This window comes from Vibrio sp. CyArs1, from assembly GCF_022432925.1.
GTDB classification, from domain to species: domain Bacteria; phylum Pseudomonadota; class Gammaproteobacteria; order Enterobacterales; family Vibrionaceae; genus Vibrio; species Vibrio mediterranei.
Genome location: NZ_JAKRBO010000006.1, coordinates 179947 through 194664 on the forward strand (window position 1 = coordinate 179947; position 14718 = coordinate 194664).

The 14718-nt window shown below is 45.0% G+C and carries 12 protein-coding genes; 6 read left to right on the top strand and 6 right to left on the bottom strand.

What is annotated here, in order from left to right; all coding sequences use genetic code 11:
* The first annotated feature begins 133 nt into the window (after positions 1-133).
* From MMA19_RS18255 to MMA19_RS18280, 6 genes are all read left to right on the top strand, one after another.
* Entirely contained in the window at positions 134-850 is a 717-nt protein-coding gene (locus MMA19_RS18255; protein WP_240206889.1) for a sugar isomerase domain-containing protein, read from the top strand.
* 190 nt (positions 851-1040) lie between these two features.
* Positions 1041-1406 (top strand): hypothetical protein, encoded by a 366-nt coding sequence (locus MMA19_RS18260; RefSeq protein ID WP_240206890.1) that lies wholly within the window; start codon positions 1041-1043, stop codon positions 1404-1406.
* 194 nt (positions 1407-1600) lie between these two features.
* Positions 1601-2686 (top strand): membrane-bound lytic murein transglycosylase MltC, encoded by a 1086-nt coding sequence (gene mltC / locus MMA19_RS18265; RefSeq protein ID WP_240206993.1) that lies wholly within the window; start codon positions 1601-1603, stop codon positions 2684-2686.
* Between the two features lie 456 nt (positions 2687-3142).
* Positions 3143-4735 (top strand): BCCT family transporter, encoded by a 1593-nt coding sequence (locus tag MMA19_RS18270; RefSeq protein WP_240206892.1) that lies wholly within the window; start codon positions 3143-3145, stop codon positions 4733-4735.
* A gap of 413 nt (positions 4736-5148) precedes the next feature.
* Positions 5149-5679: a DUF3332 family protein gene (locus tag MMA19_RS18275; RefSeq protein ID WP_240206893.1), complete on the top strand. Its 531-nt coding sequence runs from the start codon at positions 5149-5151 to the stop codon at positions 5677-5679.
* A gap of 75 nt (positions 5680-5754) precedes the next feature.
* On the top strand, positions 5755-6669 hold the full coding sequence (locus tag MMA19_RS18280; protein WP_240206895.1) for a LysR family transcriptional regulator: 915 nt from the start codon (positions 5755-5757) through the stop codon (positions 6667-6669).
* 22 nt (positions 6670-6691) lie between these two features.
* Here MMA19_RS18280 and MMA19_RS18285 read toward each other — a convergent pair whose 3' ends face one another.
* The 6 genes from MMA19_RS18285 to nhaC form a co-directional block, all read right to left on the bottom strand.
* On the bottom strand, positions 6692-8002 hold the full coding sequence (locus tag MMA19_RS18285; protein ID WP_261359914.1) for an MFS transporter: 1311 nt from the start codon (positions 8000-8002) through the stop codon (positions 6692-6694).
* Positions 8003-8013: 11 nt separating this feature from the next.
* Entirely contained in the window at positions 8014-9525 is a 1512-nt protein-coding gene (gene uhpB / locus MMA19_RS18290; RefSeq protein ID WP_240206897.1) for a signal transduction histidine-protein kinase/phosphatase UhpB, read from the bottom strand.
* A complete protein-coding gene (uhpA, locus tag MMA19_RS18295) occupies positions 9525-10136 on the bottom strand; it encodes a transcriptional regulator UhpA (protein ID WP_006069894.1) in 612 nt (203 codons plus the stop codon). Before uhpA ends, uhpB begins: the two co-directional genes overlap by 1 nt.
* A gap of 159 nt (positions 10137-10295) precedes the next feature.
* Positions 10296-11687 carry a hexose-6-phosphate:phosphate antiporter gene (gene uhpT / locus MMA19_RS18300; RefSeq protein WP_240206899.1) on the bottom strand — a complete coding sequence of 464 codons (1392 nt, stop codon included), beginning with the start codon at positions 11685-11687 and terminating at the stop codon, positions 10296-10298.
* A gap of 245 nt (positions 11688-11932) precedes the next feature.
* On the bottom strand, positions 11933-13105 hold the full coding sequence (locus MMA19_RS18305) for a MalY/PatB family protein (protein ID WP_240206901.1): 1173 nt from the start codon (positions 13103-13105) through the stop codon (positions 11933-11935).
* Between the two features lie 12 nt (positions 13106-13117).
* Positions 13118-14581, bottom strand: coding sequence for a Na+/H+ antiporter NhaC (gene nhaC, locus MMA19_RS18310; protein WP_006069891.1), 1464 nt, complete (start codon positions 14579-14581; stop codon positions 13118-13120).
* Positions 14582-14718: the final 137 nt, after the last annotated feature.

Consider the following 14718-nt stretch of genomic DNA (forward strand, 5'->3'; position numbering starts at 1 on the left):
TTACATTGGCGCTATTTATTTTCCTTTTAAATAAAACACTTGCTCGACAGCGCACTCCTTATCATCTCCCCTTCTTATCTCAGGATATCTCTGTTCTAATCCATTTATCTCAACGATAAAAGAGAACCGAACCATGTTTGAATACAGCCAAAAACTCATTTCTGCACTCGATACACTTTTTAAAGCCAATCAATCTCAGATTATTCAATCTTCTCAGCTTTTTGCTGATGCTATTGTCGGCGATAACATGATTCACATCCTTGGCACCGGACATTCGCATATGGTGGGGTTGGAAGGCTTTATCCGGGCAGGAGGGCTTGGTAATGTGAATGCTATCTTAGATTCAACCGTACTGACTTCAGATGGTGCCTTGCGAGGTTCAAAGCTCGAGAAGCTAGAAGGTCTTGCGCAGATCTTATGGGAAGAGCAGAACATTTCGAGTGGTGACGTCATTATGGTGGTATCAAACTCGGGAAGAAATGCGCTACCGGTCGAATTTGCTCAGTTAGCTAAGCAAAAAGATCACCCTGTGATCGCTATTACTTCCGTCACCCAATCGTCTCAATACCCGAGCCGCCATAGTTCTGGATTAAAGCTGATGGACATCGCTGATATCGTGTTAGATAACCAAGTTCCAAGTGGCGATGGTCTATGCGAAATCAACCAACGCGTTACCGGTGCCTTTTCAAGCATCTCAGGTATGGCGCTGGTCAATACAATTACCACCGAGGCGCAAAAGCTTGCACTCGAAAAAGGGGTAGAGCCGCTGATATTCTCAAGTCAGAATGTAGATGGATTTAATAATGATGATGTCTATGCGCACTTTAACGGTCGCCTCAAGTCCATGTAATACGGCGTCACATTGCCAATTTTGTCGAGAAGAAACCAACTCACTAGTACATTCAAACTACTGATGAAAAACAATAAATTGCAAGACTTGACGATATAGTTATGTAAAATGACCGCACCTATATAAAAAGTTAGCACCAAGACTAACTCGCCTTAGGTATATCAGAATAACAATATAAAAAGGTATCAGTATGAATCGAGTTGTTCATGTGCCCGCTTACTTTTGTGAAGTCGGCAAGCATGAAGCTGTCGACTATAGTGACACGCCTGTTTGGACCAAAACGGGTTACTCTAAGTCTGTCATTGACAGTGTTCGCCTCACAGAAGATCTTCAAAAAGCCGTAGAAACTCTTAACCACGATGGCTACGAAGTGATTTCGATTACACCCATTACCAGTGGTGACTATGATTTTAAAGCGCTACTGGAGCCAGGAGGGCGTGGTGATAGCGGATATGGCGGCTACGGTTATGGTTATGGCTTTAGCTATACCCAAGGGCTTATCGTCACCGCAAAGCGTATTTCAAGTAATCAAGCACCGACACCCAAACCATACTAGTCATTTCAACTAGGTAAAAGCAGCCTCTGGTTATCGTAGGCTGTTTTGCTCACTCGCCACCAGGCACGTCGCTTTGAGGCTTTCCACTTCAACTCTGTAGTAGCAAATACTCACTCAATGAGAAAGTAGATTTTTAAAGCACGCTAGTTATCAGATACTTAGCCTCGTATATTCCATGTTATGAGTAACACTTGGTGAAGAAAGCGCTTCTTATCTCAGTACTGCTGTTATTTGGCTGTGCTAACCACACGAATCCTCCTGGATCTTCCACATCATCGAACACCCAAAAGCAAGTCATCAATCAACTTTTGAACTATGTGGCAAATCAAGCCAAAGAAAAGTGGGGAGAGGACGAGTTTGTTCAGGCTGGTAAGCATCGCTACGTGAAATACCTAGACGGCTACCGAACACGAGCGCATATCGATTTTGACCGCGGGAAAATTTACGTCTCTACACTGTCTCAAAGTCACCCTAAACAACATCTGCAAAAAGCCATTGTACAAACGCTGCTGATGCCGGCCGATCCAGAACATGCAGAGCTGTTTTCCAACAAAGAAGTGGTTCTAAAGGGAAAACCCTTTCTACTTGGTCAAGTACTCGACCATGATGGCAAGCCGATTGAATGGCGGTGGCGAGCCAATCGTTACGCCAAACATTTGATCGCTACCCAACTGCACACCAAGCCAATTAAAAATGGTAACGCTTACTATGTCGAGATCTCGATGACGGACGATCACTTGCAGCAGCGCGAATATCAATACGCGGACCTGATCCAAAGCGCCGCAAAACGTTACGGCTTATCTGAAGATCTCATTTACTCGATCATAAAAACCGAAAGTAGCTTTAACCCATATGCGGTGAGTCACGCAGGTGCTTACGGTCTCATGCAGGTTATTCCTAAAACTGCAGGGGCGGATGTGTTCAATTTGGTCAAGAACAAACCCGGCATACCGACCAAAGAGTACCTTTTTGATCCTGCTAATAATATTGATACGGGCGCTGCCTATTTTTACATCCTAAAGAATCGTTATTTACGCGATGTAAAGCACCCTACTTCTCTGCATTTCAGCATGATTTCGGCCTATAACGGCGGAACTGGTGGGGTATTGGCGACATTTGATAAAGATAGGAAACGAGCGATGAGCAAATTAAACCAGATGGCTCCAAAGCAAGTTTATACCGCTCTCACCACACAACATCCGAAAGATGAAGCGCGGCGCTATTTACAAAAAGTTTTGTATTTTCAGAAGGACTTTAATGAGAATGTGTTAACCAAATAACGCACTTTCTTACAACATTACCCAGCCTGCTCAACAAACGATCAAAAGATTAACAAACCTATATTATTCATATAGTTAAAAATGAAAAATTAAAGAAAAAGGACACTGATACTTACAATATTTGTGTCCGAATTTTCTAGCAGTCCGCGACCAGACTGATATGATCATCGCAAGCCAATGAACCTCCAATTTTCGACATCCTATTTGTTGGTTAATAAGGCCTAAAAGACTCAGCATCTGATAGGCCTTTATATTTATCTGCGCTCTAAAACTTCCTAAACATCAGACGCTTTCTTATTGAAGCACCATATATCCGTAAAAAATCTCTGTTCCCCACCAAGCAATATGTTAGGATGGCCGACTTTTTATGACACAGCTCACATTTTGCTCTGCAAAATTGTGTCCAAATCCACATTGCTCGCTTAACCGCAGCATATAGTGAATAGTGATTATTTAATGCTAAATTCTAATACTGTTGAATCTACTTCAGCAGCTTCAAACTCAGCGTACAATGCTATCCATCCACCTGAACGACTGAGACAGCTCGCAGCCAAACTGGAAATGAACAATCCTGTGTTTTGGATTAGCGGCTCTTTTCTAACTCTATTTGTTCTACTTGCCCTCACCCATCCTGTTACTCTTTCCTCTTTTGTCGATTCTGGTTTTCAGCTGGCAACTCGCTATTTTGGCGCATTTTGGCAAATTTTGTTGTTAGCCAACTTCGTTATTGGTCTCGCACTCTGTTTTGGTCGTACCGGTGATGTTCGCTTAGGAGATCTCAATACTCCTGATGTAACGAATTTCAAATGGCTATCGATAGTATTGTGTACACTGCTCGCAGGTGGCGGCGTGTTCTGGGCTGCTGCTGAGCCAATCGCACACTTTGTTTCACCTCCACCTTTATTTGGCTCTCAAGATGCCAAAACCAATGCCATCAACGCACTTTCTCAGTCTTTTGTTCATTGGGGTTTCTTAGCTTGGGCTGTTTTAGGTTGTTTATCTTCTATTGTGTTAATGCATCTGCATTACGACAAAGGCTTACCTCTAAAACCAAGAACCTTGCTATATCCGCTACTTGGGGAAAAAGCTATTAAAGGCGGAATCGGCAACACGGTAGATGCACTGAGTATTATCGCTGTTGCCGCTGGCACAATTGGCCCTATTGGTTTTCTGGGGCTGCAAATCAGCTATGCCATGCAAGAGCTCTTTGGTACTACGGACACCTTCATAACCCAGGCTATAGTAGTGGTCGTTGCGATGGTATTTTATACCCTCTCGGCATTAAGCGGAGTCAATCGCGGTATCCAGTTGGTGAGTCGCTATAACATTATTCTTACCGTGGCTCTTATCGTGTTTATTCTATTTGCTGGTCCCACTGGCTTTATTATCGATAGCTATGTTCAAGGTTTAGGTCAAATGATTGACCAATTTGTTCCAATGGCGCTATATCGAGGAAACCCTGAGTGGTTAGGTTGGTGGACCGTGTTCTTCTGGGGTTGGTTTATTGGCTATGCTCCGATGATGGCGATTTTTATTGCCCGCATTTCCCGTGGCCGCACTATCCGCCAATTAGTACTTGCCATTAGTATCGCCGCCCCACTAGTAACTTGCTTTTGGTTCACCATCGTCGGTGGTTCTGGACTTGCCTTTGAATTGGAGAATCCTGGTGTGATTCAGGCAGGCTTTGAGGGATTCAATATGCCAGGGGCACTTTTAGCGATTACACAACAGTTGCCATTCCCGACGCTGATCTCCATTTTATTTTTGATTCTCACCACGACTTTTATTGTCACCACAGGTGACTCCATGACTTACACCATCACCATGGTGATCAGTGGAGACAAAGAACCGAACGCGACGATTCGAGCTTTCTGGGGAATCATTATGGGTGCCGTTGCCATTGTTCTGATTTCGTTAGGCAGCGGCGGGATCTCTGCCTTACAGTCATTTATTGTTATCACGGCAGTGCCAGCCTCCTTCATTATTGCGCCGAGTCTTTGGTATGCACCAAAAATTGCCAATCAGATGGCAAATCAGCAACGACTTTGACGCTATAACAAAGTCACTAGTAAGCTAAAACGATTTCACGGCAAGCACTTTACGCTTGCCGTTTTTCATTTCACTTATCTGTATTCCGCACTCCCTATTCATTACAAATATCTGCCCCCACTTTTGATACATTTCATCATTAGATACATCAGAGTTATGTCAACTTGTTTCACCTTATTACACCGCATTCAACAGCATTCCATTAGTCTTTGTTAAATATGGAAAAATTTACCGGCTGTCTTTATTAACCGTCACTTAAACGTCTTTTAACTCAAACACATTTATCAGATACCTCCACCGCTTTAGGCTGCGCCCCCTCCGTTGCCAAAGGCTTGTTTAGGTTCTTGTCTAACCCCCTAGCACCTAAACATCTTTGGTAACGACCAATTTATTATTACTGCTTAGGGCTTGTTATGAATACCAAAACTAAAATCGCATTTCTTCTCGCTTCAGCGCTGACACTCAGTGGCTGTGTCGGTAGTAATGCTGTGACCGAAAAACTGATGGGCTTCAACGTTAAAGTCGTGGATAACCGTTACGCACGTGCAGGCGTTAACTTCCTGCTATCTCCTGTCTATGGTTTTACGCTAGTGGCTGACTTGTTCGTTGTGAACTCAATCGAATTCTGGTCTGGTACCAACCCAATTAACGGTAAGCCTCATGTGTTTGATACAAAAACAGAGACCTACTTAGAAGTGAATGACAAGGTTGATTCTAGCCTGCAGGATGCACCAATTGATCCACTGACAATGAGCACGCCTAACTCAGGCACCATTCGTTACCTCGATGAAAATACGATTGAAATGGAAGTGACCTTGGCGGATGGTCAGCAATCGAAAGTGATAGGTGTAAAAGAAGGCGACAAGATCAGTTACTACATTGATGACCAATTAGTGTCTCAAACAACACTTGATGCGCTAGAGCATGAGTTCTCAGAATCGTAGGAAATAATCTCTATCTTTCCTATAGTTAACTAAGTAACCACGGAAGGTTACCTACTTTAACTCATGGCAAACTCTATGACTCAATACAGTGACAAGATTGACTTAAACCTTTTTCGAACTTTTGCTACCGTGTACAAACATGACTCGATTAGTCGTGCAGCAGAAGAGCTCAACGTCACTCCAGCATCAGTAAGCCAATCAATTAAAAAGCTTTCTATTGAGCTCAACACCTCGCTATTTATGCGTCGAGGCCGCGGTATAACTCCAACCCTACAAGCGCATCATTTAATAGAACGCATTACCCCTCTGCTCCATGAATTCGATGTAATTACCAATGATTGCCTTTATGGTGTTCACCAATCAACACCACGAAAAGTGGTGGTACAAGCACCTGAGCCCATCATATTTGAGCACATAAAAAGTACCGAGCTTGCCAATCACACTGAAACTCGTTTTCGTCTCGAATGGTTGGATATCCTTTATAGTAATAGCGATAGCTACGAGACTTTAAAATTCAAACATGCCGATGCCATCATAGATATTTTCCAGCTCGCTGAACCGAACATTTGCAACGACCTGTTATTTGAAGATGAAATTGTGGTGATCGCTTCGAAAAACCATCCACGAGTAGGCTCCACTATCTCACCAGAGCAGTTTGCCGAAGAGTCGCACATCATATTGAATTACCAATTTGGAGAGTCTTCACTGTTTGAAATGCTATATAATTCACCGCCACCCAAAAGACGTATCTTAAGCACGCAAACCTCTTTAACCTCCATGCTGTCGCTTACTTCAGAAAGTGAAGCACTGTGCCTCTGTACCAGACGATTCGCTGAGCAGCATGCCAATCGGTTACCCATCAAGATCTTGCCATTTCCGGGTCCGGTTGAACCCGTCAAATTCTGGCTTATCTACCCAGCCCAAAGCCGAGATACACACGCGATAAAATGGCTTCACTTCACACTGGTTGATTGGATACAACAGCAATGAGTCCGAGCCATCAAACCATGAATTAACGCTGACTGAATTGTGCTTGTAAAAAGGGTAACAGCAATAGGCCGATGACAGCCGAACAGACCGATATCACCACAAAGAACCCAGTCCAATGGAACTGCTCTAATACCATCGCAAGTGGGTAGCCAGCAAGAGCTGCGCCCATATAGGCAAACAGTCCAACAAATCCTGTAGCCGCACCTGCTGAGTCTTTATGTGAACACTCAGCCGCCGCCATACCAATGAGCATCTGCGGTCCAAAAACAAAGAAACCAATGGCAAAAAAACCAGCAGACTGAAACACAAAGTTGGTTAATGGCATTAACCAGAGCGCGGCAACAGACAGGAAAATCCCCATTGCGAAAATCAGGTTCATTGGTCCACGATTACCGCCAAATAGCTTGTCTGAGCCCCAGCCAGCTACTAAAGACCCCACAAAGCCGCCGACTTCAAACAAAGATACTGATGCATTGGCGTTGATTAAACTGTAATGATGCTGCTCAGTCAGATACAAGTTACCCCAGTCATTAATCGCCGTGCGCACGATGTAAACCAATACGTAGCTAAAAGCGAGCAACCAGATGTATTTATTGTTGAGAACATACGACCAGAGAATCTGCTTCGGCTTCAGCCCTACTCCGTCGTTTTCTTGAGCCAATTCTAACTTATCATTGCGCCATTGGCCTACGGTAGGCAATCCCATTGACGTGGGTTTATCACGCAGTCGCCAACAGAGAAATAAACCTATCAGCACGCTTATTACGCCCGGAATAATAAACCCTTCGCGCCAACTATAATGAAAGGTTAGAAAGCCCACCAGCAAAGGAATCATCGCGCCACCGACATTATGTGCCGTATTCCAAAGCGACCAGAAAAATCCTCTTTCGGTTCTGGAGTACCAGGTGGTCAAAAGCTTGGAACAGGACGGCCAGCCCCAACCTTGGAACCAAGCATTAAGAATCCATAAACTCGCGAGAACAAACAGCGAACTCGACAGACCAAAGACAATGTTTACCACTCCACTGGCAATAAGCCCGATACCCATAAAATAACGAGGGTTGGAACGGTCTGAAATAATACCTGAGACAAATTTTGATAGCCCATACATCAAATAGAACATGGTGCCCATCATGCCGATGTATCCCTTGTCTAAACCAAGGTCGGCAATAAGTGCAGGCGCGGTGTAATTGAAGGTTTTTCGGGTAAGATAAAAACCGGCATAGCCGAGATACATTCCCAGCATGATGTGAAAACGCCAGTACCGATAGCGAGTATCGACACTCGCGCTATCTTGATGTTTCATCTGCTGTTCTGCTACTTTGACTGTCATGAACTACCCCGCTACACCAATGGAAGTCGTGCATCAATTTCGGTGCCACGTTGTGTTTCATCTCCGTCAACAACGCTGCGAATCTCAAACTGGCCACCTAACGCTTGAACACGCTCTTTCATGCCTTTAAGGCCAAACCCTTTTTGGCTATCTTGAAGCGGAAAGCCAATACCATCATCAGCAATCTTTAGCGTGATTGTCGCATCAATGACGAGCTCTATTCGCACCTGTTTGGCTTGAGCGTATTTGAGAATGTTATTCAGCGCTTCTTGGCATAAACGGAACAAAGTCACCTCCATCATATCCGAGAGCACTCGCTGGCTAATATTGTCGACAGTAAATTCAACTTCAATACCAAGCTGTTCAAACTCCATCTCACGCACCATTTGCTGAATGGCGGAGATCACGTCTAAATCATCCAAGGTTTTTGGTCTTAATCGAGTAAGCAGTCCTTTTGTGGTGTCATAGACATTCAGAGACAAGGATTCAATGGTATCAGCGCAACCAATGCTCAAATCAGGATTGTTGACGCGCTTAATAATGCTCGCTTGCGTTCGAATAGCAGTGATATTCTGACCAATTTCATCATGCAGTTCGCGAGCAATGTCCTTACGCACCGACTCTTCCGCTTGCACCAACTGTTTCGCTAAGTGCTTATTGCGAGTAAGTTCAGAGCGAAGCTGATGGTTTAAATCGCGCTGTCTCTGCACCGCCATACCCAGCAATATTCCCGTTAATGATTGAGCACTTATTGATAACAGTAGGTCCGTGACTTCCAGTTGTGACACCCCACTACGCGCCGCTATTAATGCACAGCTATTAAGAAGCGTACCTAGCAGAGCACCCTGCCATCCATAACGAAACGCAAGCAAGATGATGGGTATTGCCAAACAAAACGGAGCAAAGCGCCTGAGCTCGTCAGGCAGCCCGACTTGCAGAGAAATGCTCACCGCAAACAGTGCAATGAACAGCAAAATCGGCTTATAGTGAAATTCGATTGGTTGATGGATGAGGTTAGATGTCAAAGGTCGCCACGTACTTTGAAATAGGTAATTCCAAATGAGGTAACAGCTCGGCACCAGCATAAGCCCCGCCGTAATACTCACCAAACCGACGAAACTCAGAGAGTCACTATGACTGCCGACAGCAAGCATGTTAATCAGAGCGCAGGCAACAATCGCTGCGGCTTGAATAAGTAATCGTCGCCACTGAGCGCCTTGATAATAACGCTCAGCAACCAAGGCAACAGGAATACTTAGCGCACTAGCAACCAAAATGGCCGACCACTGAGGCTGCGCAAGCAAAATAGCCAGAGAGATGGTTAAGCACCACTCAGCAGCATAAACGGCACCCCAGTATTTTTTAGCGGCATGCAGGGTAATCCCAAGCCTAAGAGCGAACGGGAAAAACAGAATTGCCAACTCAGCGTCGTTAACGAAGTAATAGGAAATCACCCATAAGCAAAACCAACTGCACAGGGTTATCAGCCATGCACTGGCGCTGGCAACGAGGTAAGTTCGCATTACAACGTCGCTTCTGCCCTAAACAACTTGGCAAGTTCCACATTGTTTTTGACAGCAAGTTTATCCAGTGCATTAGCACGATGGACATGAACGGTTTTGTGACTTAATCCAAGTTCGGCCGCTACCGCCTTCACATCGAGTCCCGTCGCCAAGAGCTCTGACACTTCATATTCACGTTTAGTAAGTCGAGATAAGGCTTGTTGGAACGGTCTTGGAGAAGCAAGTTTCATGGCAATATCCGGGGTAAGATAGCAACCACCGTTGGCACTGGTTCGCACCGCTTGAATCAGTTCATCAGGACTGCAACGTTTGGTCAAATAACCAAGTGCACCTAATTCCAATGCCTTTTCCACCATAGCAGGAGAGTCATGCACACTGAGCATCACACAGGCAATGCCCTTGGGCATCGACTCTAGTAACGCGAGACCACTTTCGTCCGGCATCGAGATATCCAGAATACATACCTGCACACCACTGCCCGGCAGCCCTCTCTTAGCTTCTTCAACCGAGCTAAACTCACCGACTACATTAATGTCTTCCTCTAGATTGAGTAATTGAGCAAACCCAGAACGTACGATGATGTGGTCATCCACTAAAACAACATTGATCATGATGAAGTACCGACTAGAGAAAGGCGAAAAATGGGGTAACTTAACGCCGACGCATCGATTAAGCAAATAGCGTTTGGTTCTAAAAAAAGCGCTATCTATGATTCCAATGGCTCAGGCAAACCAAATGCGAAATCGTAGACAGCGCTTTTCAGGGGTATATTAAGCCGTAACTTGTTGTAACTGCTTCTTAGCTTTACGAATTTTCTTCTCTTCTGCGATAGCTACGAAGACAAGTAGACCGATACAAATCGCTGCAGATGTATCCAGCGCTGCAAAGGTACCTTTCCATCCTGTTAGGCCAAAGATAGGCGTACCATCGGCAATCATACCTAAACCTAACTTCGCGAAGCTGTCACCAATGAGGTAAGCAAACGTACCTTTCACGCCGTCGGCAACGCTGATGGCTTTCTTAGGAACGAAACCTACTGCCGCTACACCAATAAGTAGTTGAGGACCAAAGACTAGGAAACCTAAGACAAATAGCGATGCAAGATACATAAATTCACTTGTCGCATGTTGATAGAATTCCAAGCTTACGATGATTAGCGCTAATGACACACACGCAACCAGAGCGCGACGACCATTCGCCAAATCAGACAGATAACCCCAAAGTAAGGTACCCACTAACGCGCCGACTTCGAATAAAGTGAAGCCAGAGATTGCCGTTTCTTTGGATAGACCAAGTTCTTGGTAGGCATAAACTGTTGACCATTGGTCGATACCGATACGCACGATATACAAGAAGATATTGGCAAAACACAGTAGCCAAATCACTTTGTTTTTAAGTACATACTCAACAAAGATTTCACGCTTGGTCATTTGGTTTTCTTCAGCCGCTTCGTCTTCTTCACTCACCGCTTCATCAAATAACTCTTCTACTTTACCTAGACCGTAAGCTTCTGGAGAGTCACTACCGTAACGAAGACCAAAGAAACCAACCACCAAAGCAATCATAGATGGGAACACAAACATACCAATCACGTGACCATCAAACAGGTAGTTAGCACCGAATAGTGCAACACCTGCTGCACCTGCACCACCTACATTGTGCGACATGTTCCAAAGGCCAAGGTATGAACCACGCTTGTTACGTGGCGTCCACTTAGTAATGGTTGAATAACTAGAAGGTCCACCGGTACTTTGGAAGAAACCACTTAGTGCATAAAATGCAATCATTAGGAATAGACTAACGCTGCCGCCACCCATACTGAAACTGAAGCCAAGCATCGCAAGACCTGAAAGGATCAGCATAAACGGAAGGAACTGTTTGGTGTTCTTGCCATCGGCATAGTAGGACACCACGGTTTTACCAATACCGTAAGTGATGGAGAAACCAAGACCAATCAAACCAAGTTCAGTCATGGAAAGCCCATAGTTCGAAATCATATCGTTTTGCGCGATATTGAAGTTCTTACGAATCAGGTACATGGTCATGTAACCGATAAAGACCACTAAATAGGACTGTAAGAAGGGTTTAAACCACATTTTGCGTCTTTGCTCGACGGGAAGATCCAACGTCGGCTTACGCACTTGCTCTAGAAATTTCAACATGATGAATCCTTAGACTCTCAACATAAGGGGCAGCACTACCCAAAGAGCGACCCATCGCCGGTCTTGGTGTGGTGCAAAAAGTAAATTCGTTTGAGGATCAGCGCTGATAGCGCTGAAAATCTATGAGCAAGAGTGTAAGAATTGGCCGGGATAATGGCTTGAGAGGCGGTCTTAGGAGTACTAGGAAAAATTCCTAGTACTCGCTAGTTATCAAAGAATACGTGAATCACATCACAGATGTAGGGTTATACTAAGGCGTGTTTAATACAAGTAAGTGCTCTTTGCAACGTAGTCTCTGGACAACCAAGGTTAAGGCGGACAAAGCCCGAACCTTCTTTACCAAAGGCTGTGCCCATACTTGGCACCACGCCAGAGTTGATAAAGTGCTGCTCCAGATCGTTGTCAGTAAGGCCAAGTGCTCGGCAATCCAACCATGCTAGATAGCCCGCTTGAGGAGGTAAAAACTTCACCCCTGTACCTGAAAGCTCCAATTCTACAAAGCGTTGAAGTCGCTCGATATTTCGTTCTAGATACTGCTTTAATTGCTCCAACCATTCGGCACAATGCTGATAGGCAACGGTCGCGGCGACCAAAGACAAGCTATTAAACACATCCATGCCATGAGCATCTAATCGTCTAACAAAGCGTGCTCTCAGTTCTTCATTAGGAATAATGAAATTAGAGATACGCAGTGACGAAAGGCCAAAGGTCTTGCTCGCTGCCGTTGCCACTATCAAACGTTGATTTAGGCTTTGCGGCAGTTTCAGCGCCGAATAGTGTTGTTGGCCGGAAAGCGTAAGATCGCACCAAATTTCATCACTTAACAACCACACTTGATAGCGCTCGCAAAGCTCTGCAAGCTTTAGCACATCTTGCTGTGACCACACACGTCCCGTTGGGTTGTGAGGATTACAAAAGATCATCGCCTTTGCACCTTGAGCAAAGCACTGCTCGAGGTGTTCAAAGTCAATACTGTACTCGCCATTCTCAAGCGTTAAGGGATTTTCCTTCACTACTCGGTCGTTGAACTCAATGATTTTGCGAAAGGACCCGTAGCCCGGAGACTGCATGACAATCTGGTCACCAATATTGGTAAGCATTTGCAGTGCGATCGATAACCCAGGCAACACACCATGGACCGTTGTCACCCACTCCTTATCGATATGGGTGTCATGCTGAGTAGCAAACCAGTCAATGATGGCTTGATAATAGTCAGCATCTCGCTCTGCATAGCCAAAGACACCATGCTCAGTGCGCTGCGTTAGCGCATCTAATACCACTTGTGGCGCTTTGAAATCATAGTCTGAGACCCACATAGGGAGTAAATCCGATTGATGCAATCCTAGCTTCTGACCCATAAAATCCCATTTAAGCGAGCCAGTGTTACGACGTTCTAACATTTGGTCGAAGCAATTCATTCAGCAGTTACCTTATTTTGTTGGGGTAGCAACAGTTTGTAATTCTGTATTATCTGTTGATTCTGGCTTTGCTTTCGCAATACCAAAACCAGTAAAACCGTAAATCAGCGCGAAGATAACGCCGGTATAGCACTGAATCGCCCAAGGTAGATAATCAAGCGTTGCTACGCCTAGCGTGCCCGCCATGTAAATACCTGCAGCGGTCCAAGGCACTAGCGGTTCAATAATTGTGCCTGCATCTTCGATAGTACGAGAGAGGTTCTTGGTATCTAGACCCATTTTTCGGTAGGCGTTTTGGAACAGTTCTCCCGGAATCAATAGTGCTAATTTGCCGTCTGATGTCGTGAACACAACCGTAATCGTCGCGATAACCGTTGAAGCAATCAGTTGACCCGTTGAGTGAATCAGATGCAGGAAGCGACCAAGTACCACGTTCAATGCGCCAGTTAAGCTTAAAATACCTGCGAAAGAGAAGGCACAGAATACCAACAAGATAGTGCTCATCATTGAGAACAGACCACCACGGTTAAGCAGCTTCGCTACATCCGGAATGATGCCTGATACTTCGTGACCATTCGCTTCAAACATTGATAGATTGAAGCCATCAACATATGCTTGGAAACCTTGTTGTAGCGAGAAGCCTTGAAGTAGCATGCCAAGTGCTATAGCAATCGCCGACGCTGCAAGCATCAGCGGTAATACTGGCTTTTTAGTAAGAGCACCCCAAAGGATCATCACGGGTGGAATAATAAGAACAATGTTGAGGTTATAAAGGCTTTCAAGGCCCGCTAAGATCTCAACGACTTTCTCTGGTTCGCTCACTCCTGCCACATCGGCACTTTGACCAGCAAAGAAAAACACGGTTGCGGCAATCACAAAGCCTGGCAAGGTAGTGTAGAGCATATGTTGGATGTGTTCGTACAAGGTTGTGCCTGATACCACTGGAGCAAAGTTGGTTGAATCAGACAATGGAGAGATTTTATCGCCGAAATAAGCGCCGGAAACTACTGCACCCGCAGCGGCAGCAAGCGACACATCTAGGCCAGCCGCAACACCCATTAGTGCAACACCAACAGTACCTGCTGAACCCCAAGATGTACCTGTACATACCGATACTACGCTAGTCACGAAAAAGGCAGCGATAAGGATGTATTCGGGACTGATCACTTTAAGTCCCCAATACACCATATAAGGGATCGTGCCGCTCACCATCCAACTGGCGATAAGGCCGCCAACAGAAACAAGAATTAGGATGACTGGCATCGCCTTGGCAAGCTTCTCAACAATAGCGCCAATAATGTCATCCCAGTTGTAGCCCATCTTCCAAGCGATGAAACCAGTAAATGCCGCAGAAATCAGCAGCAAGACTTCAATTCGTAGTCCTAGCGCTCCGTAGCCGATTGCCAAAAGCAAAAACATCACCGCGATAGGGGCGAGCGCTAAACCAAATGAGGGCAGAGGCTTTGAATTTGTCATAATGTATATCCTCAAAAACTGTGTAGGGTTTGTTCGCAGAGATAATATCCTTAGCCTCATTCCAAAATTGAGAGCTAGATGACTGTTTCATGTAAGCGCTTACATGAGATTATCTGATGTGAACATTCTCACGTTTT